We start from the raw sequence: 25,960 nt of genomic DNA, 5'->3' as shown, positions 1-25,960 counted from the left end.
GCGTCTCTCCTCAATGCCGGATGCGCGGATCGAGCAGCGCATAGGCGAGGTCGATCAACAGGTTCATGAGGAAGATCGCGAGTGCTGTGACCAGGATCGCCGCCAGCACGACGTTGAAGTCCCGCTGCAGGATGCTGTCGATCATCAGCTTGCCGACGCCGGGAAAGCCGAAGATCGTCTCGACGATGACGGCACCGTTGAGCAGGCTGGCAGCCTGGTCGCCGATGACGGTAATGATCGGCAGCATGGCGTTGCGCAGCGCGTGGATGAAAATGATCGGCCCAGACTTCACGCCCTTCGCCCGCGCCGTCTTGACATAGGCGGACGAGAGCGCCCCGATCATCGAGCCGCGCACGATCTGGACAATGATGCCGAAGGGCCGCACGAAGAGCACGCAGATCGGCAGGATCCAGTGCCAGATCGAGCCCGTGCCCGACGTGGGGAGCCAGGCGAGATTGACCGAGAAAACGACGATCGCGACGATCGCGAGCCAGAAATCCGGCACGGAAGCGCCGATGAGCGAGACGATCGACGAGAAGCGGTCGAAGAAGCCGCCCGCGCGAAAGGCGGCGAGCGAACCGACGAGGATGGCCGCGCCCGTGACGAGCGACATGGTGATGGCGGCAAGCCAGAGCGTCCACACGAAGGCTTCGAGCACCACGTCGAGCGCCGGACGCGCCTTGCGCAGCGACTCGCCGAAATTGCCGGTGAGGACATCGCCGACATAATGCGCGAATTGCACCATCAGCGGATCGTTGAGCCCATGCAGCTCGCGGAACTGCTGCTTCAGTTCGGCCGAAGCCTCGACGGGCAGGAAGAGCGCGGCCGGATCGCCGGTCAGCCGCGAAAGAAAGAACACCAGCACGATCAATCCGACGAGGGAGATCAGGCTGGCGATGGCGCGTTTTCGAATGAAGCTTAACATGGCATCCTCGCCAGAAACTCTGCGGCATGAGACGGCGGGATCATCCCGCCGCTGCCGTGCTGCCGTGGCGGGCGGCGAAGCGCCCGCCATCCGGCCTTACTTGATCTTGATCTCGGACAGCTGGAGCGTCGAGTTCGTTGCGATCGTCGGCGTAAACGTCAGACGCTCGGAGACACGGGCGAAGCCGACCATGTGGAAGAGCAGGACATCGGCCACCACATCGTCGTGAAGGTAGGCGATGACTTCGGACCAAAGCTTGGCCCGCTCGTCGCCGACGGCAGCCGAGGCCCGCTTGATCAGGTCGTCCACCTTCGGATCGGAGAAGCCGGACTGCGTGCCTTCCGTGGCATATTTGAAGAACATCGAAAACGACGGATCGCCCTTCGAGTTGTCATGCATGGCGGCGACGATCTGCGGGCCGCGGCCTTCCTTGAAAGGCTTGGAATAGTAGCCCTCGTGCTCGGCCACTTCGACGAACTTCAGATTGATTTTGAAGCCGACATCCTGGAGCTGGCCCTGGATGGCTTCCATGATTTCCGTGACGTTCGGGAAGTTCGCCGACCGGGCGATGACCTCGATGGGCGTCTCCACCGGCACGCCATCGGCCTTGGCTTCCGCGAGCAGCTTCTTTGCGCCTTCGGGATCGAACGGGAATTGCTTCACATCCGGGTTCCAGCCGAGCGTCGTCGGCGGCACGATGGCCGTGGCGAGAACTGCGCTTTCCGGCACGAGCGTTCCGAGGAACGCCTGACGGTCGATCGCAAGGTTCAGCGCACGCCGGACGCGCACGTCGGAGAGCGGCGGAATGTTGTGGTCGATGCGCAGATAGACGGTCTCGCTGTCGAGATAGGACAGGTCGGTGGCCGCATTGGTCGCTTCGAGCTGCGAGATCGACGGCGCGAGATCCGCCTCGCCGGCCTGCACCATCGCGGCGCGAACGGACGGATCGGCGCGGAACAGATAGGTCGCTTCCGTCACGTCGGGCTTTGCGCCCCAGTAGTCGTCGCGGGCGGTCAGCACGATCTGCTGGCCCGGCGTCCAGTTGGTGAGCTTGTACGGTCCGGTGCCGACGGGCTCGCGGATGAACTCCAGCGGCGTCTCCTCGGGAACGATGGTGACAAGCGACATCAGGAGCGGCAGGATCGGCTGAACGGGATCCGCGTTGAAATCGACCGTATGATCGTCGACGATCTTCGCCTCGATCTTCATGCCGCCGAAATACCGGCGGGATTCGCAGGCGTTCTTGTCGCTGAAGATCCGGTCGAAGCTGTGCTTCACGTCCTTGGCATCGAAGGCCGTGCCGTCGGAGAAGGTGACGCCCTGGCGGAGATGGAAACGCCAGGAACCGTCGGCGTTCTGCTCCCACTTTTCGGCCAGCCGCGGGGTGACGCCCTGCTGTCCGCGCACGTCGAGTTCCGTCAGCGTCTCGCTGACATTCTGCATGATCACGCGCCCAATGTTCGAGCGGGTCGCCATGCAGGGCTCCAGCAGGTCGGCCTCTTCAGCCAACACGATCTTGACCGGGCCGGACGCGGCAAATGCCGGCGTCAAGGCGGTGCACATCATCAGCGCGCCGAGAATCAGTGTTTTCTTCACGATAATCTCCTCCCTCTTCCATCCGTTGACCGCGACCCTGGCCCTCTCGGAGCATGGATGTCGCGCTGCCGCTCGAAACGTCCGGCCGGCATGTGCGTTGTCCCGAGCTTCCTCTCGCTTAGGCTGGCCATACCATCGGACCTCACCACGAGTTTGTCAAATTAATTTCGAATGTCATTTCTCACAAAAAATTTTCCGTGAAATAAATCAATATTTTCAGCACAATAATATTTTAGAGGTTGAGAATACCACGCTTCTTTGACATTGCAAAACTTGACAACTAGACAAATTCCGTGACTTTTGGCGGCCATGGAGGACGAGATGAATCCCGAAGACATCGCCCGCGGCATGAGCGGAGCCCTTTTACCCGTGGCCTCAGGGCGGGACGAAGCCCTGCTTCCCTCGCCGATGATTCAGAACCACGCCGCCTTTCTGCATCGCCTGGAGGACGGCGCGCTCGTCTGCGCCTGGTTCGGCGGTACGCTGGAAGGAAAGTCGGATATTTCGATCTTTGCCTGCGTGCTCCCCAAAGGCGCATCGGCCTGGGGGCCGCCGCAGCGGTTGAGCCACGATCCGGCTCATTCCGAGCAGAACCCGATGGTCTTCGCCGCGCCGGACGGCAGGCTGTGGCTGTTCCACACCGCACAGCCCTCCGGAAATCAGGATGAATGCCGGATCCGGATGGTCGAGGTCTTTCGCGATGCCGACGATCCGCTCGTGCTCACCGCGCCGGGCGGGCGCTATCTCGACCTGCCGCGCGGCTGCTTCGTGCGCGCCGGCATCGTCGTCCGGGCGGATGGCGCCTGGCTGTTGCCGATCTTCCGCTGCATCCAGCGACCGAACCAGAAATGGAACGGCAGCCACGACACCGCCGCCGTCGCGATCTCCGGAGATGGCGGCGAAACATGGCGACTGCAGGATATCGACGCCTCCGTCGGGTGCGTCCATCTCGGGCCGGTCCGCCTCGGAGAAGACCGCTACGCCGCCTTCTTCCGCCGCCGGCAGGCCGATTTCATTTATCGCACCGAGACGACGGACGGCGGACGGACATGGTCGGCGCCTGCCCCCACGGATGTGCCGAACAACAATTCCTCCATCGCCGCCACCCGCCTGCGGGATGGCCGGCTCGCCATCATCTGCAACCCCGTCAATGCCAGTCAGTCGTCGGAGCGTCGCGCCTCGCTCTATGACGAGCTCGGCGAGGCGGACGACCGGCCGGATGCGGACCCCACGGGCGGCTGCGTGCCGGTCTGGGGCGTACCGCGGGCACCGGTCGCCCTCTGCCTCTCGACCGATGACGGCCTGACGTTCCCGGAACGGCTCGTTATCGAAACGGGGCCGGGAACCTGCCTGTCGAACGATTCCATCGACGGCCGCAACAAGGAAATGTCCTATCCCTGGCTGCTCGAGGAGCCGGACGGGACGCTGCACCTCGCCTATACCTACCATCGTCGCGCGATCAAACATGTCCGCCTGGCTCCCGGCTGGGACAGTGCGGCTGGACGGAGACTTTCATGAGCAACATCATCGGCATCACCATGGGCGACCCCTGCGGCGTCGGCCCGGAGATTTCCGTGCGCGCCCTTCTCGACATGACGGGGGAAGACCGGGATCGCACCCGCATCTACGGCAATCTGCCGACGCTCGAAGCGGCGCGCGATGCGCTGGGCCTCGACATCGATCTCGCGCCCTACGTCGTGGACTTGGCCGTCGAGGGCGCGCCGCTCGCCTGGGGCCAGCTGAGTCCGGTCGCCGGCGACGCCGCCTTCCGCTTCATCGAGAAGGCCGTGCGGGATGCCGAGGCGAAAACCATCGGCTGCATCGTCACCGCGCCGATCAACAAGGAAGCGCTGAATCTTGCCGGCCACCACTATGACGGCCATACCGGCATGCTGCGCAGCCTGACCGGATCCAAGGCCGCCTACATGCTGCTGGCCTCCGAAAAGCTGAAGGTCATCCACGTTTCCACCCATGTTTCCCTCAAGGAAGCCATCCAGCGGGCGACGACGGAGCGCGTGCTCGCCACCATTCGCGCCGGCGACGCCCATCTCAAGCGCATCGGCTATGCCGCGCCGCGCATCGCCATTGCCGGCATCAATCCGCATTGCGGCGAGAACGGTCTCTTCGGCACCGAGGACGACGACCAGATCGGCCCGGCCGTCGTGGCCGCGCGGGCCGAAGGCATCGACGCACACGGCCCGATCTCGGCGGATACCGTCTTCCACCGGGCCTATACCGGCGCCTTCGACCTCATCGTCGCGCAGTACCACGATCAGGGGCACATCCCGATCAAGCTCGTGGCCTTCGACACGGCCGTCAACGTGTCCGTCGATCTGCCCATCGACCGGACCTCGGTCGATCACGGCACGGCCTTCGACATCGCTGGCAAGGGCATCGCCAATCACGGCAACATGCTGGAGGCGATCGCCTATGCCCGCAAGCTCGTTGCCGGCAAGACAGAGCAGGGATGACCGCCATGACTATCGCGCCCATCACCCTTCACCAGCCGCGCCGCCTCGTCGTCGGCGCCGGCACCATCCGCGACGTCGGCACCTGGGCCGCGGACGCGACCTCCATTCTCGTCATCGCGACGCCCATCACCGCCGGCTTCATCGACCGCCTCGAGCTGAAGGGCCGCATCACCGTCTTCGACGGCATTCCCGGCGAACCCGACATCGCGACGCTGGATGCCGCGATCGAGGCCGCGCGCGGCTGCAGCCCGGATCTCGTCATCGGTCTGGGCGGCGGCTCGGTGCTGGACGTCGCCAAGCTGGTGGCGGCCCTCTGGGACGGCGACCAGACGCTTGCCGACGTGGCCGGACCGAACAAGGTCGCCGGTCGCCGCACCCGCCTCGTGCAGGTCGCGACCACCGCCGGCACTGGCTCCGAAGCGGGCATCCGCTCGCTGATCACCGATCCGGAGAAAGGCAACAAGATCGCGGTGGAAAGCCCGCACCTGATCGCCGATGTCGCCGTGCTCGACCCCGAGCTGACCTATTCCGTCCCGCCGGCCGTGACGGCCGCGACCGGCGTGGATGCCATGGCGCATTGCGTCGAGGCCTTCACCAACCGCCGTGCCCATCCGATGATCGACGGCTTCGCCCGCATGGGCATCGGTCTCGTCGGCCGCTTTCTCGCCCGTGCCGTCCGCGACGGCACGGATACGGAAGCCCGCGAGGGCATGATGCTCGCCTCCTACTACGGCGGCATCTGCCTCGGTCCGGTCAACACCGCGGCGGGCCACGCCATCGCCTACCCCCTGGGCACGCGCCTGCGTCTGCCCCATGGCCTGGCGAACGCCATCATCTTCCCGCAGGTCCTTGCCTTCAACCAGCCGGTGGCCGCGGACAAATCGGCCGAGGTCGCGCAGGCTCTCGGGCTGGGCGAACGGCTGTCGCAGGATGATCTCCTGCGCTCCGCCCACACCTTCTGCCGCAATCTCGGCATCGAGATGTCGCTGCGGGCGCATGGCGCGACTGAGGCCGACCTGCCGGTCTATGCGGCGGACGCCCACGCCAACCGTCGCCTGATGGACAACAACCCGACCGACATGACCGTCGAGGACGTGCTCGCCATCTACCGCGCCGCCTACTGACGGCCGAACGCTCAGTTGGGAAACAGCCGCTCGCGCGATCCGGTCAGATGCTCCCGCATCAACTGTCCCGCGAGCGGGCCATCGCCCGCGGCAATGGCCTTGGCGATGGCCTCGTGCTCGCCGAAAACCCGGGCAAGCCCGGCGCTGTCGCGCTTCACGGACGCGCCGTGGAATTTCATGCCGACGGCGATATGCTCCTTCAGAGCTTCCATGGCGGTCGAGAAGTAGGAATTGCGCGCCGCCCGCGCGATGGCGAGATGGAACTCGAAATCGGCATCCACGCGATGGGACTGCCGGTTGGTCGCGTCCCGCATCAGCTCCAGCGCTTGGGTGATGGCGGTGAGGCTCGCCTCCGTATGCCGCGCCGCGGCAGCGCTGGCCGCCGCCGGCTCCAGCGTCAGCCGGAACTCGTAGCAATTGAGAAGATCCGCGACGTTTTCGAGCTGCCCGAAGCCAAGCGGCTCCTTCAGCCCCAATGCCCGCACGAAGCTTCCCGCACCTCTGCGGGAGTAGATCAGGCCCTGCTCCCGCAGCCGCCGCAGCGCCTCGCGGATAATCGGACGCGACACTTCGAATTCCGCCGCCAGATCATGCTCCGTCGGCAGACGCTCGTCCGGCTGGTAGGCTCCGGACTTGATGGCGCGGTGCATGCGCTCGAAGACCACGTCGCCGAGGCTCTTGCGTGTCGTTCCCGCTTCCAGTCCCATCCCTCAACCCCCGTCCCGAAGCATCTGCGCGGCAATCTCGCTCAGCGTTTCCGCCCCGCCGAAACCACCGGATTTCGCGATAATGCAATGCCCGTTCGCAAAGGCAACACCAAGACCGGGCATGCATTCCCCCATCAGCCGGAACCGATGGATCCCCATGCGCTCGAGCACAGCCTCGGCCGTGGCGCCCCCCGAGAGGACCAAGGTCGCCGAGGGCTCGACGCAGCCGGGAAAGACGCCCGAAGCGAGATGGTGCGCAACCTCGAGCGACGACACCTCGTCCTCGCCGGGAACGGCCTGCACCAGCGTCAGGACCGAACCCGCGCAATGGTCGGGCGTAAGGCGTCCGTTCGGTGCGGCACGATAGGCCGGGGCATGACGGAGACGAAGATGGTCGATCTGCGCCAGCGTGATGGTATCGCGCGAGCCGATGACGAAGAGGCCGGGGCCCGCCGGAACCGGCGCGCCGATGGCCGGCGCATCGCCGGTCATCCGCCGCGCCAGAGCTTCGGCGAGGCCGCGTGCGCCAACAAGCAGATCGATGCCTGCAGCCAGAGCCGCCTCGAGCTCTGACGCCATCTCCGGCATGTCGGCCGTGTCCGGTATCCGCGCCTTCTCGGCATGCGGGCCGAGACGCCCGGCGACGGGAATGGGCACATCGACGCCGAAGCCGGTGACCTTTCCGCCCTGCACGATGCGGCCGAAATCCGGGATCGCCGGCGCCACCAGCGCCGCCCGAAACGGCGTCCCGTCGAGCTCGGCGGCGATATGTCCCTTCAGCCGCGAATCGACCTTCTTGAAGCGCACGGCATCCGCCGGCAGAGCGGCGAGAACGGCCCGCGTCGCCGCCTGCGCGGCGGCCGCACCGACTTCCCGCGACCGGACGTTGATCGAGAGAACATCCGGTCCATCGGCCAGAGCCCCGGGGATCGCAGCGGGCGTCAGGGCGACCTCGACCGTCAAGCCCCGCGCGGCAAAGGGCGCGGCGGCATCGAGCGTGCCCGTGAGATCGTCGGCAAGAATGACCAGCAAGATGACAGCCTCCGCAATAAGTTGTCATCTTTATTCGAACATGGCGTATTGATTTGTCAAGATTTTCTGTCTGAATATGACAGATATTCAGGCGTTTCCAGACGCGTTGCGGTCGTGCCGCCCCTGCAGCGGCCGCAAGCCGGTCAAACGGTTCGGCCATCGCATCCCAGGGACGCGATGGCCGTTGGTTTTCACGCGTCTTTGGCGGTCAGGCGGCGACCTTGGTGCGCGCGCCGCGCGCGGCAGACGGGGACGAGACCGTCCGATGCGACACAGGCTCGTCGAACTGGAACTGTTCCAGCAGGTTGAAGAGCGCCCGTGCTTCCTCGGCAAGGCCGTGACTTGCGGCCGTCTGCTCTTCGACCATGGCCGCATTCTGCTGCGTGCCCTGATCCACCGTGTTGATGGCCTGGTTGATCTCGCCGAGGGCGGTGGATTGCTCGCGGGCGGCCTCCACGATCGCCCGGATGTCCTCGTTGATCTGCTGCACATGGCCGGCGATCGTCTGCAGGGCGTCCCCGGCCTTGCTGACGAGCGACACGCCGTCCTCGACATGGGCGGTCGAGGTGGTGATGAGCGCCTTGATCTCCTTGGCAGCGACCGCAGACCGCTGCGCAAGCTCGCGAACCTCCTGCGCCACGACCGCGAAGCCCTTGCCCGCATCCCCTGCCCGCGCCGCCTCCACACCGGCATTCAGTGCCAGAAGATTGGTCTGGAAGGCGATCTGGTCGATGACGCCGATGATGTTGGCGATCTCGCGGGAGGAATTGTCGATCTTGTCCATGGCCGAGATCGCTTCGCGGACCACATCGCCAGAATGATCGGCACTCTCCTTGGCCCGGCCGACGAGAACGCCCGCACCCTCGGCCCGGCGGCTGGAGCCCTTCACCGTGGTGGTGATTTCCTCCAGCGCCGCGGCCGTTTCCTCGACGGACGCCGCCTGCTGCTCGGTTCGCCGCGCGAGATCGTCGGCCGAGACGCGAACCTCGTCCGCACCGGCGGCGATGGCTTCGGCATTCGATCTCACCGCCTTCAGCGCGCTTTCGAGCTTGCGACAGGCTGCATTGAAATCGGTCCGCAGCTTGTCGAGGCTGGGGAGGAACGGCGTGTCGATCTGCTGTCCGAGATGGCCGTCCGCAAGCTTCGACAGGCTGTCGGCCAGACGATCGACATTGGTCACGCGCTCGCTCACGTCGGTCGCGAACTTGACGACCTTGATGACCCGGCCCTTCAGGTCGAAAACAGGGTTGTAGGACGCCTGAATGAAGACCTCCTGCCCGCCTTTGCCGATGCGCGTGAACTCGCCCGAGACGAACTCGCCCGCGTTCAGCTTCCGCCAGAAGTCGGTATAGGCACCGGACGCGCGATACGTGGCATCGACGAACAAGCTGTGATTCTTGCCGACGATGTCCGTTAGACTGTATCCGAGGGCATCGAGGAAGTTGGCATTGGCGGTGATGATCGTGCCGTCCGGCTTGAACTCGATCACGGCCTGCGCCCGGGAGATCGCATCGATCTTGGCGCTGAAATCCATGCCCGCCAGCGTCGTCTCGGTGACGTCGTTGGCGAACTTGATGACCTTCACGACCTTGCCGGTCGCGCTCCGGATGGGATTGTAGTTGCCGCGGATGAAGACCTCGGCACCACTTTTCGTGATTCGCGTGAACTCGCTGCTCACGAAGTTCCCGTCCCGCAAGTTCTTCCAGAACGCCGCATAGTCGTCGGACACGGCGTAATCCGGTTCGACGAAAATACGGTGGTTCCGGCCGACGATCTCGCTTTCGGCATAGCCGAGAAGGTCACAAAAATTCTTGTTCGCCTTGAGGATCTTCCCCGTCGTGTCGAACTCGATAATCGCGGACGATCGGTCGAGCGCATCAAGAACTCTATCGGATGCTGTTGAAAAAAGACGAGTCATCAAATCCTCCACAAATATATGTGAAGAACTATCAGAGTTTAAAATTAAGAGATCACTAAGATAAAATACCAGAAATAGGGGTCAGTCTGGGACGGTGTTCTCCCTTTTTTAACGACAGGCGGCCCCCGCTCAGGTGCAGAAGGCCGCCATTCCAAGCCTGTTACGAGAAGGCGAGCTGGACCTTCAGTGTCTGCTCGGGGTGCTTTTCGACAAGATCGAACGCTGCGCGCGCATCACGGGCGTCGAAGGTTTGCGTGATCATGGCTTCCGGACGCAGCAGACCGGCTTCCAGCCAGCCGATGACCTCGGGAATGAAGCGGCGATTGAGGCGCGAGCCGACCAGAGTCAGTTCCTTGCGCACGATTTCCTGCTGGCTGATGTTGCAGGGCCCCGGCGAGAAGCCGAGAAGCCCGATGCGTCCGGCGGGTGCGGCCACCCGGCAGGCTTCTTCGAGCAGGCTCGGAATGCCGGCACCGTCGATGACGATCGATGGACCGAGACCGTCGAGTTCCGGGGCGACGACCTCGGCCACCGACTGTTCCCGCGAGTTGATGACCACGTCGGCGCCGAATTCGCGTGCGCGCACGAGGCGGTCGGCGTCGATATCGGCGATGATGCAGCGAGCCCCTTTCATCTTGGCCATCTGGAGCACGGTGATACCGACGGTGCCCGCACCGTAGATCAGGACGACATCGTCCTTCGTGCATTCGGTGCGCCAGAGCACGTTGGCCGCAACGGCCAGCGGCTCGGCCAGGGCCGCGACATCGAGCCCGAGCGTGGAGGACACCTTGACGGCATTTGCTTCGGGCACGATCGCAACCGCCCGGAAGCCGCCATCGCGGTGCACACCGATCACCTGCAGGTTGGCGCAGACATTGGAGCGTCCGATCCGGCAGGGGTAACAGGTGCCGCAGGAGATGACCGGATCGGCGACGACATGCTGACCGATCGCCAGCGACGACACGCCCTCGCCCAGCGCCTCGATGACGCCGGCGAATTCATGGCCGATGACGCGCGGGTAGACCGCGAAGGGGTTCGAGCCGTGGAGGATGTGCATGTCGGACCCGCAAATGCCGGCACGGCGAACCCGGATCGCGACCTCGCCCGGGCCGGGCTGGGGAACGGGCCTGTCGTCGATTTCGAGCGTGTAGGGCTCGCGAACGGAAATCGTCACCATGTCGTCAGTCTCCTGCGCGCCGTCGCGCCTGGCTATTGTCAGAAAGCGTTCATTGCCGAAAGCCGGCCATCGATCGATGCGCGCCAGGCCGTGTTGTCCTCAAGCGCCGGCGGAAACAGGCCGGCGACCGCGAAGAAGGGCGCGGAGGTGCCGGCGGCGACCGCCTGTTGCGCTGCGACCTTCAGCTCCTGCGCCCGCGGATCGTCCAGCCGATCGACGGCGACGATATAGGCGAGCCAGAGCGCCACGACATCGGCAAAATCCGCGGCGTCATCGCCGGCGGCCAGCCGCTCCATCGCCGGCGCGAAGATGCGCTGCGGCATTTTCTGCGTTCCGTCCATGGCGATCTGCGCCGTGCGATGCGCGATGGCCGGGTTGGCAAAGCGCGCGACGAGCTGCTCGCAATAGGCGGAGAGGTCGATTTCCGGCACGGCATCGAGCGTCGGCAGGACGGCGCGCATGTGGCGGCGAACCCGCTCGGCATGCTCGGGAACCGCCATGACCTCCCGGACATAGTCGAGACCATGACGCTGGCCGAGATAGGCGATCAGCGAATGCGAACCGTTGAGCAGCCGGAGCTTCATGGTTTCATAGGCATGGACATTGTTGACGAAGATCGCACCGCCCGCCTCCCAGGCGGGGCGTCCGGCAGCGAAATCGTCCTCGATGACCCACTGGGTGAAGGGCTCGGTCTCGAGCGCCAGATGATCGTCCGCCCCGATGAGGGAAGCACTCAGCGCCCGCGTGGCATCCGTTGCCGCAGGCACGATCCGATCGACCATGCTGGAGGGAAAGCGGATCTCCCGTTCGATCCACCCGGCCAGCGCTGCGTCACGGCGCTCCGCCATCTCCAGGACGAGGCGGCGCACCACCTGCCCGTTGCCCGGAAGATTGTCGCAGCAGAGAATGGTCAAGGGGTTGCGGCCCCGCTGCAGGCGCCGCGCCAGCGCCTCGACCAGCAGTCCGATCACGCCCACGGGCGCGCCCGGCGTTGCGAGATCGTGAGAGACGGCCGCATGGGAAAGATCGAGCCCGCCGGACACCGGATCGATGCCATAGGCCTTCTCGCTCACGGTCAGGGTAATGATGCGGGTGGCATTGTCGGTCAGCCGGTCGAGAAGAAGCTCGCGCTGTTCCGTCGCGGCGATGGCCTCGACGATCGAGCCGACGATGCGCGCCCGATCGCCGTCCGCCCCGCGCGTGACGACGCTGTAGAGATGGTCCTGCGCCTTCAGATCCGCGACGATATCGACGGACCGCAGGCTGGCGCCGACGATCCCCCAGTCGCCACCCGCGGCCGCAAGCGCCAGATCGGTATAGACGGCATGGTGGGCGCGATGAAAGGCACCGATGCCGATGTGGACGATGCCGGGCTTCAAGGCAGCCGGATCGAACGCCGGGCGTTCGACATGGGCCGGGAGATGGGTCGTCCTGTCGAGGCGTGTCATCGCTTAATTCAGTCCATATTCCGCATGAGACAAAGCCTGCTCGATGCCGCGCAATTCCGCGAGCCCTTTAAGCCGGCCGATCGCGGGATAACCGGGCTGCGCGCCTCGGGTGAGGTCCTCGAGAATCTCCTGGCCATGATCGGGCCGCATGAAGATCACGCTGTCAGCCCGGCCTTCCGCCGAGCGGCGGCGCTCTTCGGAAACGAGCGCGGCAATCACCGCCACCATGTCCGTATTGCCTTCCAGATGTTGCGCCTCGAAAAACGAGCATGGCAAGCCCTCCGTCTCGCGCGTCACATTGCGCAGATGCGCGAAATGGATGCGCGGCGCCAGACGCTTGACCATGGCCGGAAGGTTGTTGTCCGGCCGGGCACCGAGCGAACCGGTGCAGAAGGTGACGCCATTGGCGTTCAGATCGACGGCGTCCAGCACCTTCACATAATCGGCTTCCGTCGAGAGCACCCGCGGCAGGCCGAGGAGCGGCCACGGCGGATCGTCACCGTGCGCGCACAGGCGCATGTTCAGGCTTTCGGCGACGGGGGCCACTTCGGCCAGGAAATCGATGAGGTTCGCGCGCAGCTTGTCCGCGCCGATCCCGTCATAGCGCGTCAGCGCGACATTGAGCTCGTCGATGCTGTAGCCGTCGGAGGAACCCGGCAGACCGGCACCGACATTGCGCGAGATCGCCGCGATCGTCTCGGGCGACATCTCGGCGAAACGCCGCCCGGCGGCGTCCAGCAGCGCGTCGGGATAATCTTCCGCAGCGCCGGGACGCTTGAGGACGTGAACATCGAAGGCGACAAAATCGACCAGATCGAAGCGCATGGCGCGCGCGCCATCGCCCGTTTCCCAGCGAAGCTCGGTCCGTGTCCAGTCGAGGACCGGCATGAAATTGTAGCAGACCGTCGAGATGCCAGCCTTGGCCAGCTGCCGCAGGCTTTCCTTCCAGGCCTCGACATGCGCCTTCCAGTCGCCCGTCTGCGTCTTGATGCTCTCGGAGACGGGAATGCTCTCGACGAGCTCCCATTCCAGCCCACCCGCGCGAACCTCGGCCTGCCGCTTCTGGATTTCCTGCTGGGTCCAGGCGGTGCCTGTCGGCACATGATGCAGCGCGCTGACGATGCCGCGGGCCCCGGCCTGCGCGGCATCCTGCACCGTCACCTTGTCGATCGGACCAAACCAGCGCCAGATATGTCTCATGTTCTTTTCCTCTTCGGGCTTCGCGCTTCCGCGTCCGCACGTCTCATCGGGAACCCAAGGTGCCGCGCCGGCACGCCACGCAAGGCGCGATCGGCATCGACCGGGCTCGGCCAAGGGAGATGCCTAGCGACACAAACCGGCGGTACGTGAATCATGGAAGCCTCCCCAGCCGACCGAGTCGGAATGCGCTCCTCGCCATCCCGACCATTAGGGTCGTATTATTTAATATACTACCATGGCAGACTGTCAACGCACCAGCCGTGGATATTCTTTCGGAACTGTGCGATTACGGTCCTAACGATAGAGATGAAGGGTCGCCCAGGATGGTGATGAAACGTACGGATGAGACCTCCGAATCCGGGATCGGGGCGCCCGCCTCGTCGGTTGTTCTGACCATCAATCCCCGCCAGCCGATCGCGGCCCAGATCTACGAGAAGCTGCGGCGTGCGATCATCACGCTCACCATGATGCCGTCCGAGGCGCTGAGCGAAAAGGAGCTATCCCTCCAGCTCGGCGTCAGTCGCACGCCGGTGCGCGAGGCCCTGATCCGGCTGGCCGACGAAGGCCTCATCGACATCCTCCCGCAGCGCGGCAGCTTCGTCGCACCGATTCGCCTTCGTGACGTAGAAGAGGCGCAGTTCATCCGGGAAGCCCTGGAGGTTTCCATCACGAAGCGCCTTGCCGCCGGCTGTTCACGGCATTTCCTGACGGAGATCAAGAGCAATCTCTACGACCAGGAGAAGGCCGTGAAGGCGGAGGCGCTCGACCTCTTCCTCGATCTCGACGAAGCCTTCCACCGCAGCTTCTGCGAGGAGGCGTCGCTGTCGAAGAGCTGGCGCGTCATCCAGTCCGTCAAGCTGCAGATGGACCGTGTGCGCTATCTCAGCCTGCCGGACCCGTCGCACCTTCGCACTCTCCTGGGGCAGCATCGCGCCGTCGTGGATGCCATCGAAGCGGGCGACGCCGACGCCGCCGGCCACAGCATGGCGGCGCATCTGCGCGAGGTCCTGCGCACCGCCCATCGCCTGCGCGAACAGCGCGCCGATCTCATCGAGGCGTGAATACCGGACCTCGCTAAAATACCTGTCACACAGACAGTTGACATTCTACCATGGTAGTCATAGACAAGCTGGGAGGATAGCCGCGGATCGGCGAATGGAGGAAGCAGGGGGATCTGCATCACGGATTGCATCGCTGGACCGCCGCCGAGATCGTGATCTCGAGGCTGCCTGCAAAGCGCAAGATGCCGAACGATGCAATGGGACGGCCTCGACAGCCTGCCTCGCTCACCCCATCGACACCGACCGATCATCGCGTACGACCACCCGCGCGGCACAGGCTGCAGCGGGACGAGGAACACATATCAACCTGGGAGGACTATCATGAACATCACACGTCGAACGTTCGGCACACTTGCGACCGGTGCGGCTGCGGGGCTCGTTGCAGCACCCGGCATCCTGCGCGCGGCGCCCAAGATCAAGCTGCGCTACGGCACGGCCTTTCCTCCCACGCATCCGGGCGTCACGCGCATCGTCGAGGCGTCGAAAACCATCGCGGCGCGCTCCGAGGGCGCCATCGACCTGCAGGTCTATCCGGGCAGCCAGCTCGGCGGCGAATCCGACATGTTTGCGCAGGTCCGCGGCGGTGCCCTCGACCTGATGTCCACGTCGAGCGTCAACCAGACCATCGTACCCTTCGCCGCCATCAATGCCGTCGCCTTCGCCTTCCCGACCTACGACCATGTCTGGAAGGCCATGGACGGCGACCTCGGCGATTTCGTGCGCAAGGCCTTCTTCGAGGCCGGCCTGTTCGTCTTCCCGAAGATGCTCGACAATGGCTATCGCAACATCACGACGGGCAGCAAGCCGATCGTCACCCCGGCGGATCTCGCCGGCATGAAGATCCGCGTTCCCGGCAACCAGCTCTGGGTCACGCTGTTCCAGACCCTGGGTGCCGCCCCGACGCCGCTGAACTTCGGCGAGCTCTACGCCGCGCTCCAGACGCACATCGTCGACGGGCAGGAAAATCCGCTGGCGCTCATCCAGAGCTCCAAGCTCTACGAGGTGCAGAAGCATGTTTCGATGACCGGCCACATCTGGGACGGCCATCACATCTTCTGCAACAACCGTCGCTGGTCGGCCGTGCCTGCCGAAGCCCAGACCATCATTCTGGAAGAGCTGTCGACCGCCGCGGTCAACGAACGCGCCGACATCAAGGCCCTGAACGAACAGGCCAAGATCGACATCGAGGCCGCCGGCCTGACGTTCCACACGGTCGACAAGGCGCCGTTCCGCGACGTTCTGGCAAAGGCCGGCTTCTACACCGGCTGGAAGGAAAAGTTCGGCGCAGAAGCCTGGGGCCTGCTCGAGAAGGACGTCGGCACGCTCTGACGATCAAAGCGCGGCGCGCGGTCCCTGAACGGGCTGTGCGCCGTGTTGCTTCGGGACGCCGCTGGGCATTCCCGAACAGGATGACATGCCGCGTTGAAGCGGATTTTCGGGGGGTATCATCATGGAAGCAACAACCACCGCGGACGTTCCCGCTCCAAAAGGCGCAGTCCAGCGCTTCGACCGCCTTTTCGGGCATATCGTCGAAGCCATTGCCGCCACGATCGTTCTTGCGGAGATCATTCTCCTCGGCTGGGCGACCACGGCCCGCTACCTCCTGCACACGCCCCTCGTCTGGTCCGACGAGGTCGCAACCATCCTCTTCGTCTGGATGACCATGCTCGGATCCGTCGTCGCCCTGCGGCGCGGCCAGCACATGCGGCTCACGGCCTTCGTGCGCAAGCTTTCGTCCGTCTGGGAGAGCCGCGCCAATGCCTTCGCCATGGTGATCGTGACGACGCTGCTTGCGCTCATGCTGCTCCCGACCTGGGAGCATGTCGAAGAGCGGATCATCAGCGTGACGCCCGTTCTGCAGATCAGCGAAGCCTGGCGCGAAGCGGCGCTGCTCGTGGGCGTCGTGCTGATGCTCATCACCGCGGCCGACAAGATGCTGCGGGCGAGCTCGCTCGCGCAGATCGCGGTCAGCCTTGTCGTTCTCGCGGCCGTCTTCGGCTGTTTTCAGCTGGCGATGCCCTGGTTCGAGGAAATCGGCAATTACAGCCTCCTGATCTTCTTCATCGGCCTCGTCCTCCTCGGCATCATGCTCGGCGTCCCGATCGCGTTCGCCTTCGTCCTGGCAACGGCCGCCTATCTCAATTTCGCCAGCTGGGTGCCGATCTCGATCGTGCCGGGCCGGATGAGCGAGGGCATGTCGCACATGATCCTGCTCTCTGTTCCCATGTTCGTCTTCCTCGGCGCCGTCATCGAAATGGCCGGCCTCGCACAGGCCATGATCGCCTTCCTCGTCTCGCTGATCGGCCACCTGCGCGGCGGTCTGCAATATGTCCTCCTCGGCGCCATCTATCTTGTCTCGGGCATTTCCGGCGCAAAGGCCGCCGATATGGCCGCCGTCGCACCGGCCCTGTTCCCCGAAATGAAGAAGCGCGGCAACAAGGACAGCGACCTCGTCTCCCTGCTCTCGGCATCGGCCGTCATGTCGGAAACCATTCCGCCATCGATCGTGCTGATCACGGTCGGCTCCGTCACGGGCGTCTCGATCGCGGCGCTCTTCACCGCCGGCCTCCTGCCCGCCTTCGTCGGCATGCTCGCCCTCTGCGTCGTCGTCTTCATCCAGACGCGCGGCGAGGACAACAGCCAGGCCCGCAAGATCGACGGCAAGACGAAGCTGAAGCTCTTCATCGCGGCCATTCCGGGGCTCGGCCTGCCGATCGTCATCCGCACGGCCGTCGTCGAAGGCGTGGCCACGGCCACCGAAGTGGCGACCATCGGCATCATCTACTCCATTATCGTCGGAGCCCTGTTCTATCGCCAGATGAAGTGGCGCCGGCTCTATCCGATGCTGGTCGATGCCGCCTCGCTTTCCGGCTCGATCCTGCTCGTCGTGGGCGCTGCCACCGCCATGGGCTGGGCGCTGACGCAGTCCGGCTTCTCGCAGTACCTGGTCGATCTGATGCAGGGCGTTCCCGGCGGCAAGATGGGCTTCCTGTTGCTCTCGGCGCTGGCCTTCATCATCCTCGGCAGCGTGCTCGAAGGCGTCCCGGCCATCGTGCTCTTCGGCCCCCTCCTCTTCCCCATCGCCAAGCTGATGGGGATCGACGAGGTGCATTACGCGATCGTTGCGGTCTTCGCGATGGGGTTCGGCCTGTTCTCGCCACCCTTCGGCGTCGGCTTCTACCTCGCCTGCGCCATCGGCCGCGTTTCGCCGGACGATGTCATCGGCAAGGTCTGGCCGCACCTCCTCGCCCTCTTCATCGCCCTGCTGCTGATCATCTTCATTCCCTGGATCTCGATCGGCTTCCTGTAGCAAACAGCTGTCCAGCCGGCCGGCCGGGACCGTCTCAACGGTCGAACGGGCCCGCCGGCGACGGAAACGAACCAATGCCGGTGCCGGACGTCCTTGCGACGGTCCCGGGGCCGGCATTGCCGCGTCTGGCACCAGCCGTGGCCGTTGCGCGGGCTTCGGACAGGTCCGGCATCCCCTGCAATCCATTACTTCGTGGTACACACCACACCAACGGACCGCATGCGCACGATGCTGCTTGCACAGCATTATTCGGAGACCGAATACCGATTGTAAAACGTCCGGTTCTTCTGTCACATTCGAGCCTGCAGACGAAGGTCGGAAATGTGCACCGAAACCCGAAAGAAGAACCCGCCGGGTACGACTTTTGGTATATTACACTTAAGTAATTTTTCATCGCTTCACCGTAGGAATCGAACAAATTCTTAAAGGATCTGTTCATGAAGATGTCTATACGGAGCCTCCTGATCGGCATGTTTGCCGTTCTGAGTTTGACCCTTGCAGCAACAATCGCATTCTCGATGGTCCTGTCCTATCGGGCCTATCTTCGCGACGACGAAGTTTCGACGCTGACGAATCTCGACAAGGCTCTGTTCGAGGCGCTGGTGGCGTTCCGCAGCGAGCGCGGCGACAGCGCTTCGGCCCTGAAGCTGAAAAGCAGCGATGCGGCCGGATCGATCGCGTCCTTTACCAAGATGCGCCAGATCGTCGATCGCGGCATGACGGAAGCCGACCGGGTCACGAGCGACATCACGGACGGCAACGTTCGCCAGCAATACGCAACGGTCCAGGCAACTTTCGAGAAGGTGAAGACCTATCGGGCAACCATCGACAGCGCGCTGGCCAATCCCCTCGAGAGCCGCGACGTGAGCGTCATCAAGACCTCCATGGATCTTGGCGCCACCTTCCTCACGGATATCGAGACGGCGCTTCTGGCTTCGGAGGCGCGGATCCGGACGGTCGATCCCGCAACGGTACCGATGATGCAGATCCGGGCCTCCGCCTGGTCCACGCGCGCGCTTGGCGGCGGAGCCTCGCTCCTCCTCAACAATGTCGTCACCAGCCCGACCGCTCCCGACCCGCAGATCGCTTCGCAGCTGGCGATTTTCGATGCGAAGATCGATTACGCCTGGAAGGCCGTGGAAATGCTGGTCAAGCACCCGCAGACCCCGCAGGAGATCCAGGATGCCTTCGAAGACGCGAACCGGACCTATTTCGCCGGCAGCTATGCCGAGATGCGGAACGCCGTGATCGCCAAGATCGCCGCCGGCGAGAAGCCTTCCCTGACCATCGACGACTGGCGTGCCCCGACGACCGCATCGCTGTTCAAGATCGCGAACGTCGCGATCCTCGCGATGGACACGATCGATCGCGAGGCGACAGCGACGAAATCCGCAGCCCTACGCCAGTTCCTCACCCTGCTCGGACTGTTTGCCTTTTCCCTCGCGACCGGCGTGGTCGCCATGGGCGTCATCGTCTACAAGGTCACCAAGCCGCTGGCTGCGCTCACGCACTGCATGCGCGCCCTTGCGGACGGCAATCTGAAGATCACGATCCCCGGCGTCGAGCGCGGGGACGAGATGGGCAAGATGGCGCAATCGGTCGAGGTCTTCCAGATCGCCGCCGTGCGAAACCAGGAACTGGAAAACAACGCGACGGCGAACCGTCTGGCCGCCGAGCAGGAACGCGAAAACATCCGTATCACGGCCGAAGCGGAAGCCGAGGATCGCCTGAACCGGGCAACGGGAACGCTCGCCGCGAGCCTTCGCCGCCTGTCGACCGGCGACATGCAGTGCGAAATCACGGCACCTCTGGCGCCGCAGTTCGAAGACCTGCGCGCGGACTTCAACACGTCGGTCGAAAAGCTGCGCTCCGCCCTGGTGTCCGTCGATGGCTCCGTCGTCATCGTCACCAACGGCTCCAGCGAGATCTCCGAGGCCTCCGACAACCTCGCCAAGCGAACGGAACAGCAGGCCGCAGCCCTCGAGGAAACAGCGGCAGCGCTCGAGCAGATCACCGTCAACGTGGCCGCGACGTCGCAGCTCACGGTCAAGGCGCGCGATGTCGTGCGTTCCGCCCGGGAGCGCGCCGATCGGTCGGGCGTGGTCGTGCGTGATGCCGTGGTCGCCATGCAGCGGATCGAGGATTCGTCGCGCCAGATCGAGCAGATCATCTCGGTGATCGACGAAATCGCCTTCCAGACCAACCTTCTGGCGCTGAACGCCGGCGTCGAGGCTGCCCGCGCCGGCGAAGCCGGGCGCGGCTTCGCGGTGGTCGCACAGGAGGTTCGCGAACTGGCGCAGCGCTCCGCCACGGCGGCACGCGAGATCAAGAAGCTGATCGTCAACTCCTCATCCGCCGTCAGCCAGGGCGTCGACCTCGTCGGACAGACCGGCGAAGGCCTGACGGAGATCGAACAGCTCGTTCAGGTCATCAACGCCCATATGGATGCCATCGCCACGGCGGCAGGCGAGCAGTCTTCCGGCCTTGCGGAGGTAAACGTCGCGATCAATCACATGGATCACGCCACGCAGCAGAACGCGGCCATGGTCGAGGAGATGACGGCGGCCGGCGCAGGCCTCGCACAGGAAAGCGCCAACCTGACGAACCTCCTGTCCTACTTCGTCCTCTCGGACCGCGACGCCGGCATGCCGTCCGCCCCACTCCGCAGGCGGGCCTGACGCGCGGGCCCGGGGCCGACGGCTTCTGAGCGAGACGGCGCGAACAAGCAAGGCCGGGCGACATCGCCCGGCCTTGCTGCGTCTGGGGTCACGCCGCTCTCCCTTGCCTCGGCGAACCGTGGCAAGGTGCGGTGAAGGGAAACGGGACAGGGCCGGCCGGCCATCAAACGATGCGCTTGCCCTCGACGTCGAGAACCTCTTCGCCGTCTTCCTTGGCGAAGGCGCCGGTATGGGTCTCCGGCAGGATGTCCAGCACCCGTTCGGAGGGACGGGCAAGGCGCGTGCCCATCGGCGTTACCACGAAGGGACGATTGATCAGGATCGGATGCGCCAGCATCGCGTCGAGCAACTGGTCATCGGAGAGGTCCGGATCATCGAGACCCAGCTCCGCATAGGGTGTCCCCTTCTCGCGGATGGCGCCCCTTACCGTCAGACCGGCATCGCCGATCATCCTCACCAGCCGCTCGCGGGTCGGAGGCGTCTCCAGATAGGCGATCACGGTGGGTTCGATCCCCGCATTCCGGATCATCGCCAGCGTATTGCGCGAGGTGCCGCAGGCGGGATTGTGGTAGATGGTGACATCCATGGTCTCAGGCCTTCCCGATGGTTGCGGCATGGGTCCGAACGGCGGCGCCGCGTTCGTACCAGCCCCTGCTGCGATTGACGATCCAGACGACGGACAGCATCACCGGCACCTCGACCAGAACGCCGACGACGGTTGCGAGCGCAGCACCGGACGTGAAGCCGAACAGGCTGATCGCTGCTGCAACCGCCAGCTCGAAGAAGTTCGAGGCGCCGATCAGTGCGGAGGGCCCGGCAACGCAGTGCGCCTCGCCGCTGACGCGATTGAGCAGATAGGCGAGGCCGGCGTTGAGATACACCTGAATGAGGATCGGCACGGCCAACAGCGCGATCACGGTCGGCTGCGCGACGATCTGCTCGCCCTGGAAACCGAACAGGAGCACGAGTGTGCCCAGAAGCGCCAGCAGCGACACCGGCTGCAGACGGACGGCCAGACGCTCGACATCCGTGCTCCGGCGCAGCAGCTGCGCGACGACGACCGGCAGGACGATGTAAAGCACCACCGAGAGGATGAGCGTATCCCACGGGACAGTGATGGCGGAGAGCCCGAGCAACAGGGCGACGATCGGCGCGAAGGCGACTACCATAATCGCGTCGTTGAGGGCGACCTGGCTCAGCGTGAAATGCGGCTCGCCCTTCGTGAGGTTCGACCAGACGAACACCATGGCCGTGCAGGGTGCGGCGGCAAGAATGATGAGGCCGGCAATGTAGCTGTCGATCTGCGTTTCCGGCAGGTACGGCCGGAACAGCCAACCGATGAACAACCAGCCGAGCAGCGCCATGGAGAATGGCTTGACCGCCCAGTTGATGAACACAGTAATGCCGATGCCGCGCCAGTGGCGGCCGACGAGGGCCAGCGTGGCAAAATCGATCTTCAGCAGCATGGGAACGATCATCAGCCAGATCAGCACCGCCACCGGCAGGTTGACCTTGGCCACCTCCACCGCCCCGACGAACTGAAACACGCCGGGCATCAGGTGCCCGAGGGCGATGCCGACGAGGATGCAGAGAGCGACCCACAGGGTCAGGTAGCGTTCGAACGTCGACATCAGAGTCCCAAATCTCTCTTTTGGCGTTCATGAACGGCATTCTCAAAGGTCGACACGACGGCCTCGCTGCAACCGCACACCGAGATTTCCGGGCATCGCACGCGGGTCATTGCGGCCCACCCGGCGTTGTCGAAGCGCAGCATGGGGTCAGTGCGGCGATGAGGGGCGCACACATCTCCGCATGTCCCCCGCAGCAATCCTTGACCAGATACAGCGTCAGCTCGCGCAGTGCATCGATCTTCGCGCGATAGACGATCGATCGACTGAAGCGCTCGCCTGCGACAAGGTTCGCGCGGGACAGAATCGCAAGATGGGCGGACATGGTATTTTGCGGCACGCCGAGAAGCCGCGCGAGCTCGCCGGCCGGCAGCCCTTCGGGCTCATGTCGAACCAGCAGACGAAAGGTTTCCAGCCGGGTGGCTTGTGCAAGGGCGCCGAGCGCATCGATGGCGGATGTGGATTCCATATATCCAGATAATCAGATATCTGATCGACGTCAAGCATATGACGGTGCGAGACAGCCCAAACGGTCGGATCGATCGCAGGACGTCCATTGTGACGATGAATAGGAAAAACGTCAGCCAGAAGATGAAACGGGAGATTTTGGTGGGTGATGTAGGGTTCGAACCTACGACCCGCTGATTAAGAGTCAGCTGCTCTACCAACTGAGCTAATCACCCACGAGGACTGCATTGCTGCGGTCTGACGCGGCGTATAAAGGCCTTCGCGCGGCTTGTCCAGTTGTCGCGGACAGGAATCCGTGGAAAGGGCGAATTATCAGAGATAGAGTTCGCCGGCGGCGATCTTGACCGCCTGCCCGCCGATCCGCGCACCGGCGATATCGCCATTCGCGATGTCGAGATGAAGGTGGAGGAAGGAAGGCCGGCCCATTTCGACGCCCTGCTCCACGAGAAAGCTGTGATGGCCCTCGGTGAGCTTGTCGAAACAATGGATGGCAGCCGAGAAGGCGGCGAGCGCGGCACCGGTCGCCGGGTCTTCGTGAATGCCCATGCCGGGCGCGAACATGCGGACATGGAAGCGGGCAGTGTGGTTGATGCCGCCGCGGCAATAAAGATAGGCGCTCGCCAGACGGCCGTCGGCCATCGGCGCGATCTGCTCCCAGCGCCCCGCGTCGAATTCCACATCCGTCATCGCATTGAGGTCGTGCAGCGGCACGGCCACGAAGGGCACGCCCGCGCTCCAGAGCGCCGGTACGTGATTCTCGAAGCCGATCTGGGTCGTTTTCAAACCGAGCGCATCGGCAAGCCGGCCGATGTCGAAGCGTGCATCGAGCCGCACCGACTTGCGCGGCAGGTCGAACTCCGCAAAGCCTGCCTCCCCCGGCCGCAGCTTCACGGCGCAGCGCACCGGACCGATGCTCTCCTCGAGCACGTGCACCAGGTCGCGGTTCACCCCCTCGCCCGCCTGTGCGGCCTCCGCGAGCGCCACGGCCGTGCCGACGGTCGGGTGCCCGGCAAAGGGCAGTTCGGTACCCGGCGTGAAGATCCGCAGTCGCGCGGCGGAGGTCGGATTTTCCGGCCGGCAGACGAATACGGTCTCGGACAGGTTGAATTCGCCGGCGATCGCCAGCATGGCCTCGGTCGAAAGTCCGTCTCCGTCAAAGACAACGGCGAGCGGGTTGCCCTGAAGCTTCTCGCTGGTGAAGACGTCGTAGATCGCGTAGCGGCGTGCCAAATCCGTTCTCCCATTCCGTGCGGCCGCCTCGGTATCACCGGTCGCCCGCGGACCTTGCCTTCGCGCTCCGCCGGGGGCAAGGCCAAAACGTCATCGCGGCTGTCCGAAGATGTGCGCAAGAATGACCCGCATGAAGGGCTGGTAGTTGTGTCGCCCGGGATCGGCATCGAAGATCGCGACCGCACCGTCGATCTCCTCCTCCTCGGCCGTCTCGACGTGCAGCCGGATGCGCTCGAGGATGGCGGCCGAGGTTTCGGCAAAGCGGAGCCTGCGAAACAGCGTGACGGCGCCATGGATATGCAGAGCCTGGAACGGCCCGGCCTGCGCCTCCGCAAGATCGAGTCCCGTTTCCTCCAGTACCTCGCGGCGCATATTGCCCGGCACGTCGCAAACCCGGCCGCGGGCATCCTCCACGATGTCGGAGGCGTCGATGGAGCCCGCCGCGCAATAGACCTTGCCCGGATTGGCCGTCCGCGCGCCCATGCGCACCGCGATGACAGCCCCGTCGGCAGTCTCGATCACGGGAATGGCCGCGAGGTGGCAGGCGACCGGAGGCCGGGAGACGTTGCGCCACCAGAGAAATGCCGCATAGGGCGCGAGATAGCCCTCGCCGACGATCGTACCGGCATCCACGGTCAGGCGGTGTTGCAGCACCATCTCGCCGTTGAAGAGCGAAGGATTGGCCGCATGCTCCCGCTCCCAGTTCGCCGCGATCTCGGGACCATGCCGGGCAAGGATGGGATGCGACCCCGGCAGGACCCGCAGATCGGTGCCGGCGACGGGAAAGATCGTGCCTTCCGCGGGCCAGCCGGCCCCGATGCCGGAGTTGCCCTGCGTATGGATCTGCGGCGCCTCAAACATCCAGAGCCACCACGACGGGGCAATGGTCCGATGCCTTGGGCCGGTCCCATCCGGTGCGGGGATACCGTTCGACGTCCTGGCCCGGCGGAAATACGGTGCGATAGGGCTGACCGGCGCGGATGATCTCCGGCACGGCGCCGGCATTGCGCATCGCCAGCGCCGGCGACAGCCAGATATAGTCGAGCTGGCAGAGATGACGCTCCGCCGGGCCGCGGCTGTGGAACAGCGTCCAGCGATCGAGCACCGGTCGCCGCTGGACGACGTTTTCGGCGAAGCCGTCCGCCGCGAACACGTCGAGCGCTGCGGAGGTGTCCGCTGCCGGCGCGAAACCGTAGCCGTTGCGACGGTCGCCGGTGACGTCGATGCGCTCGCGATAGTCATTCATGTCGCCGCAGATCGCAAAGCTTGCGGCCTGCAGATGGCCGGCGAACCGCTTCTCGATGATGCTGCGCACCGCCAGCGCCTCGGCACGCCGCACCGGCATGGTGGAGAGCCGGCCGTCCACCCCGTCCCGGCTCGGGCCCATCGACTTGAAATGGACGACGAACAGCGTCAGCGGCCGTCCCCCGATCGTCAGCTCCAGCTGCAGGCAGTCGCGGCGGAAGATGCGGTCCTCCGGGACATTCGTGCGGGCGATCTCCGCATCGTGAAGGCCGAGATCGGCATAGGTCAGTGCGGCGTGCGAGATAGCGCCGGTGCAGACGATCGCCTCGCCGTCGCGCGTCGTCTCCCGCATCATCACCGCGACGTCGATACCGCGTCCGTCGTTTCCCTCGATCAGCACCTTCTTGCGATAGCCGCTGCCCATCATCCGGTAGAGATAGCCATATTCGAAGGCCTCCAGCGCGGCGATGTCGTCCGCCTCCTGCAGGCAGAGAATGTCGGCATCGCAATCGGCGATCGCCAGCGCCGACATCTGCCGCGTGTCGTCGGCATGGGTGATGGTGCGCGCCTCTTCCAGACGCTCATAGGCCGCCTCGTTGCCTATATCGAACAGGCGAAGCACGCGATCCTGCTTGGACGGATTGCGGAAGCCGGAGAAATCGAACCGGCGCATTAGATTTTCGATGTTGAAGGTGGCAAGTCGAAGGGTCATGAAGGCATCCGCTGTCTCGTCCCGACCATA

General features: G+C 64.6%; 21 protein-coding genes and 1 tRNA gene. 7 read left to right on the top strand and 15 right to left on the bottom strand.

Features of this window, described 5'->3' with window-relative positions; translation table 11 throughout:
* Positions 1-10: 10 nt before the first annotated feature.
* Together LRX75_RS17605 and LRX75_RS17600 are read right to left on the bottom strand one after the other, a co-directional pair.
* Positions 11-925, bottom strand: coding sequence for an ABC transporter permease (locus LRX75_RS17605; RefSeq protein ID WP_113148918.1), 915 nt, complete (start codon positions 923-925; stop codon positions 11-13).
* A gap of 96 nt (positions 926-1,021) precedes the next feature.
* A complete protein-coding gene (locus LRX75_RS17600) occupies positions 1,022-2,521 on the bottom strand; it encodes an ABC transporter substrate-binding protein (protein ID WP_231815978.1) in 1,500 nt (499 codons plus the stop codon).
* A 321-nt stretch (positions 2,522-2,842) separates the two neighbouring features.
* On the opposite strand from LRX75_RS17600, the gene LRX75_RS17595 reads away from it, so the two are divergent.
* The 3 genes from LRX75_RS17595 to LRX75_RS17585 are packed head-to-tail and all read left to right on the top strand — an operon-like array spanning position 2,843 to position 6,116.
* Positions 2,843-4,039, top strand: coding sequence for a sialidase family protein (locus LRX75_RS17595; RefSeq protein WP_231815977.1), 1,197 nt, complete (start codon positions 2,843-2,845; stop codon positions 4,037-4,039).
* Positions 4,036-4,992, top strand: a complete 957-nt coding sequence (gene pdxA / locus LRX75_RS17590) for a 4-hydroxythreonine-4-phosphate dehydrogenase PdxA (protein WP_231815976.1) — start codon at positions 4,036-4,038, stop codon at positions 4,990-4,992. The genes LRX75_RS17595 and pdxA overlap by 4 nt, the downstream gene beginning before the upstream one ends.
* A 5-nt stretch (positions 4,993-4,997) precedes the next feature.
* Positions 4,998-6,116, top strand: a complete 1,119-nt coding sequence (locus LRX75_RS17585; protein WP_420851226.1) for an iron-containing alcohol dehydrogenase — start codon at positions 4,998-5,000, stop codon at positions 6,114-6,116.
* 11 nt (positions 6,117-6,127) lie between these two features.
* Here the strand turns inward: LRX75_RS17585 and LRX75_RS17580 are convergent, their stop codons facing one another.
* From LRX75_RS17580 to uxuA, 6 genes are all read right to left on the bottom strand, one after another.
* Positions 6,128-6,823: a FadR/GntR family transcriptional regulator gene (locus LRX75_RS17580; protein WP_231815974.1), complete on the bottom strand. Its 696-nt coding sequence runs from the start codon at positions 6,821-6,823 to the stop codon at positions 6,128-6,130.
* 3 nt (positions 6,824-6,826) lie between these two features.
* On the bottom strand, positions 6,827-7,855 hold the full coding sequence (locus LRX75_RS17575) for a four-carbon acid sugar kinase family protein (RefSeq protein ID WP_231815973.1): 1,029 nt from the start codon (positions 7,853-7,855) through the stop codon (positions 6,827-6,829).
* A 208-nt stretch (positions 7,856-8,063) separates the two neighbouring features.
* Complete coding sequence (locus LRX75_RS17570) at positions 8,064-9,773, bottom strand: methyl-accepting chemotaxis protein (protein ID WP_231815972.1); 1,710 nt, start codon at positions 9,771-9,773, stop codon at positions 8,064-8,066.
* Between the two features lie 160 nt (positions 9,774-9,933).
* A complete protein-coding gene (locus LRX75_RS17565; protein WP_231815971.1) occupies positions 9,934-10,950 on the bottom strand; it encodes a Zn-dependent oxidoreductase in 1,017 nt (338 codons plus the stop codon).
* A gap of 38 nt (positions 10,951-10,988) precedes the next feature.
* Positions 10,989-12,398, bottom strand: a complete 1,410-nt coding sequence (locus LRX75_RS17560; RefSeq protein ID WP_231815970.1) for a mannitol dehydrogenase family protein — start codon at positions 12,396-12,398, stop codon at positions 10,989-10,991.
* Between the two features lie 3 nt (positions 12,399-12,401).
* Positions 12,402-13,598 (bottom strand): mannonate dehydratase, encoded by a 1,197-nt coding sequence (uxuA, locus tag LRX75_RS17555; protein WP_231815969.1) that lies wholly within the window; start codon positions 13,596-13,598, stop codon positions 12,402-12,404.
* Positions 13,599-13,927: 329 nt separating this feature from the next.
* On the opposite strand from uxuA, the gene LRX75_RS17550 reads away from it, so the two are divergent.
* From LRX75_RS17550 to LRX75_RS17535, 4 genes are all read left to right on the top strand, one after another.
* On the top strand, positions 13,928-14,659 hold the full coding sequence (locus LRX75_RS17550; protein ID WP_231815968.1) for a GntR family transcriptional regulator: 732 nt from the start codon (positions 13,928-13,930) through the stop codon (positions 14,657-14,659).
* Positions 14,660-14,980: 321 nt separating this feature from the next.
* Positions 14,981-15,988 (top strand): TRAP transporter substrate-binding protein, encoded by a 1,008-nt coding sequence (locus LRX75_RS17545; RefSeq protein ID WP_231815967.1) that lies wholly within the window; start codon positions 14,981-14,983, stop codon positions 15,986-15,988.
* Between the two features lie 121 nt (positions 15,989-16,109).
* Positions 16,110-17,969, top strand: a complete 1,860-nt coding sequence (locus LRX75_RS17540; RefSeq protein WP_231815966.1) for a TRAP transporter large permease — start codon at positions 16,110-16,112, stop codon at positions 17,967-17,969.
* Positions 17,970-18,406: 437 nt separating this feature from the next.
* A complete protein-coding gene (locus LRX75_RS17535; RefSeq protein WP_231815965.1) occupies positions 18,407-20,647 on the top strand; it encodes a methyl-accepting chemotaxis protein in 2,241 nt (746 codons plus the stop codon).
* A 163-nt stretch (positions 20,648-20,810) separates the two neighbouring features.
* Here the strand turns inward: LRX75_RS17535 and arsC are convergent, their stop codons facing one another.
* The 7 genes from arsC to LRX75_RS17500 form a co-directional block, all read right to left on the bottom strand.
* Complete coding sequence (gene arsC, locus LRX75_RS17530; RefSeq protein ID WP_231815964.1) at positions 20,811-21,233, bottom strand: arsenate reductase (glutaredoxin); 423 nt, start codon at positions 21,231-21,233, stop codon at positions 20,811-20,813.
* Positions 21,234-21,237: 4 nt separating this feature from the next.
* Positions 21,238-22,278: an ACR3 family arsenite efflux transporter gene (arsB, locus tag LRX75_RS17525; protein ID WP_231815963.1), complete on the bottom strand. Its 1,041-nt coding sequence runs from the start codon at positions 22,276-22,278 to the stop codon at positions 21,238-21,240.
* Positions 22,279-22,384: 106 nt separating this feature from the next.
* Positions 22,385-22,744: an ArsR/SmtB family transcription factor gene (locus LRX75_RS17520; protein WP_231815962.1), complete on the bottom strand. Its 360-nt coding sequence runs from the start codon at positions 22,742-22,744 to the stop codon at positions 22,385-22,387.
* A gap of 138 nt (positions 22,745-22,882) precedes the next feature.
* Positions 22,883-22,958 (bottom strand) — tRNA-Lys (locus LRX75_RS17515).
* A gap of 97 nt (positions 22,959-23,055) precedes the next feature.
* A complete protein-coding gene (locus LRX75_RS17510) occupies positions 23,056-23,973 on the bottom strand; it encodes a PhzF family phenazine biosynthesis protein (RefSeq protein ID WP_231815961.1) in 918 nt (305 codons plus the stop codon).
* 90 nt (positions 23,974-24,063) lie between these two features.
* Positions 24,064-24,834 (bottom strand): NUDIX hydrolase, encoded by a 771-nt coding sequence (locus LRX75_RS17505; RefSeq protein ID WP_231815960.1) that lies wholly within the window; start codon positions 24,832-24,834, stop codon positions 24,064-24,066.
* On the bottom strand, positions 24,827-25,930 hold the full coding sequence (locus tag LRX75_RS17500) for an endonuclease/exonuclease/phosphatase family protein (RefSeq protein ID WP_231815959.1): 1,104 nt from the start codon (positions 25,928-25,930) through the stop codon (positions 24,827-24,829). The genes LRX75_RS17505 and LRX75_RS17500 overlap by 8 nt, the downstream gene beginning before the upstream one ends.
* Positions 25,931-25,960: the final 30 nt, after the last annotated feature.

Source organism: Rhizobium quercicola (genome assembly GCF_021168455.1).
Lineage (GTDB): Bacteria > Pseudomonadota > Alphaproteobacteria > Rhizobiales > Rhizobiaceae > Ferranicluibacter > Ferranicluibacter quercicola.
This window is presented reverse-complemented; position numbering and strand designations above follow the sequence as displayed.

Coding starts and splice junctions, on each gene's coding strand:
- LRX75_RS17580 (WP_231815974.1), bottom strand. CDS start 6,823: ATGGGACTGGAAGCGGGAACGACACGCAAGAGCCTCGGCGACGTGGTC.
- LRX75_RS17560 (WP_231815970.1), bottom strand. CDS start 12,398: ATGACACGCCTCGACAGGACGACCCATCTCCCGGCCCATGTCGAACGC.
- uxuA (WP_231815969.1), bottom strand. CDS start 13,598: ATGAGACATATCTGGCGCTGGTTTGGTCCGATCGACAAGGTGACGGTG.
- LRX75_RS17550 (WP_231815968.1), top strand. CDS start 13,928: ATGAAACGTACGGATGAGACCTCCGAATCCGGGATCGGGGCGCCCGCC.
- LRX75_RS17565 (WP_231815971.1), bottom strand. CDS start 10,950: ATGGTGACGATTTCCGTTCGCGAGCCCTACACGCTCGAAATCGACGAC.
- LRX75_RS17570 (WP_231815972.1), bottom strand. CDS start 9,773: ATGACTCGTCTTTTTTCAACAGCATCCGATAGAGTTCTTGATGCGCTC.
- LRX75_RS17585 (WP_420851226.1), top strand. CDS start 4,998: ATGACTATCGCGCCCATCACCCTTCACCAGCCGCGCCGCCTCGTCGTC.
- LRX75_RS17595 (WP_231815977.1), top strand. CDS start 2,843: ATGAATCCCGAAGACATCGCCCGCGGCATGAGCGGAGCCCTTTTACCC.
- LRX75_RS17605 (WP_113148918.1), bottom strand. CDS start 925: ATGTTAAGCTTCATTCGAAAACGCGCCATCGCCAGCCTGATCTCCCTC.
- pdxA (WP_231815976.1), top strand. CDS start 4,036: ATGAGCAACATCATCGGCATCACCATGGGCGACCCCTGCGGCGTCGGC.
- LRX75_RS17545 (WP_231815967.1), top strand. CDS start 14,981: ATGAACATCACACGTCGAACGTTCGGCACACTTGCGACCGGTGCGGCT.
- LRX75_RS17540 (WP_231815966.1), top strand. CDS start 16,110: ATGGAAGCAACAACCACCGCGGACGTTCCCGCTCCAAAAGGCGCAGTC.
- LRX75_RS17505 (WP_231815960.1), bottom strand. CDS start 24,834: ATGTTTGAGGCGCCGCAGATCCATACGCAGGGCAACTCCGGCATCGGG.
- arsC (WP_231815964.1), bottom strand. CDS start 21,233: ATGGATGTCACCATCTACCACAATCCCGCCTGCGGCACCTCGCGCAAT.
- LRX75_RS17520 (WP_231815962.1), bottom strand. CDS start 22,744: ATGGAATCCACATCCGCCATCGATGCGCTCGGCGCCCTTGCACAAGCC.
- LRX75_RS17535 (WP_231815965.1), top strand. CDS start 18,407: ATGAAGATGTCTATACGGAGCCTCCTGATCGGCATGTTTGCCGTTCTG.
- arsB (WP_231815963.1), bottom strand. CDS start 22,278: ATGTCGACGTTCGAACGCTACCTGACCCTGTGGGTCGCTCTCTGCATC.
- LRX75_RS17500 (WP_231815959.1), bottom strand. CDS start 25,930: ATGACCCTTCGACTTGCCACCTTCAACATCGAAAATCTAATGCGCCGG.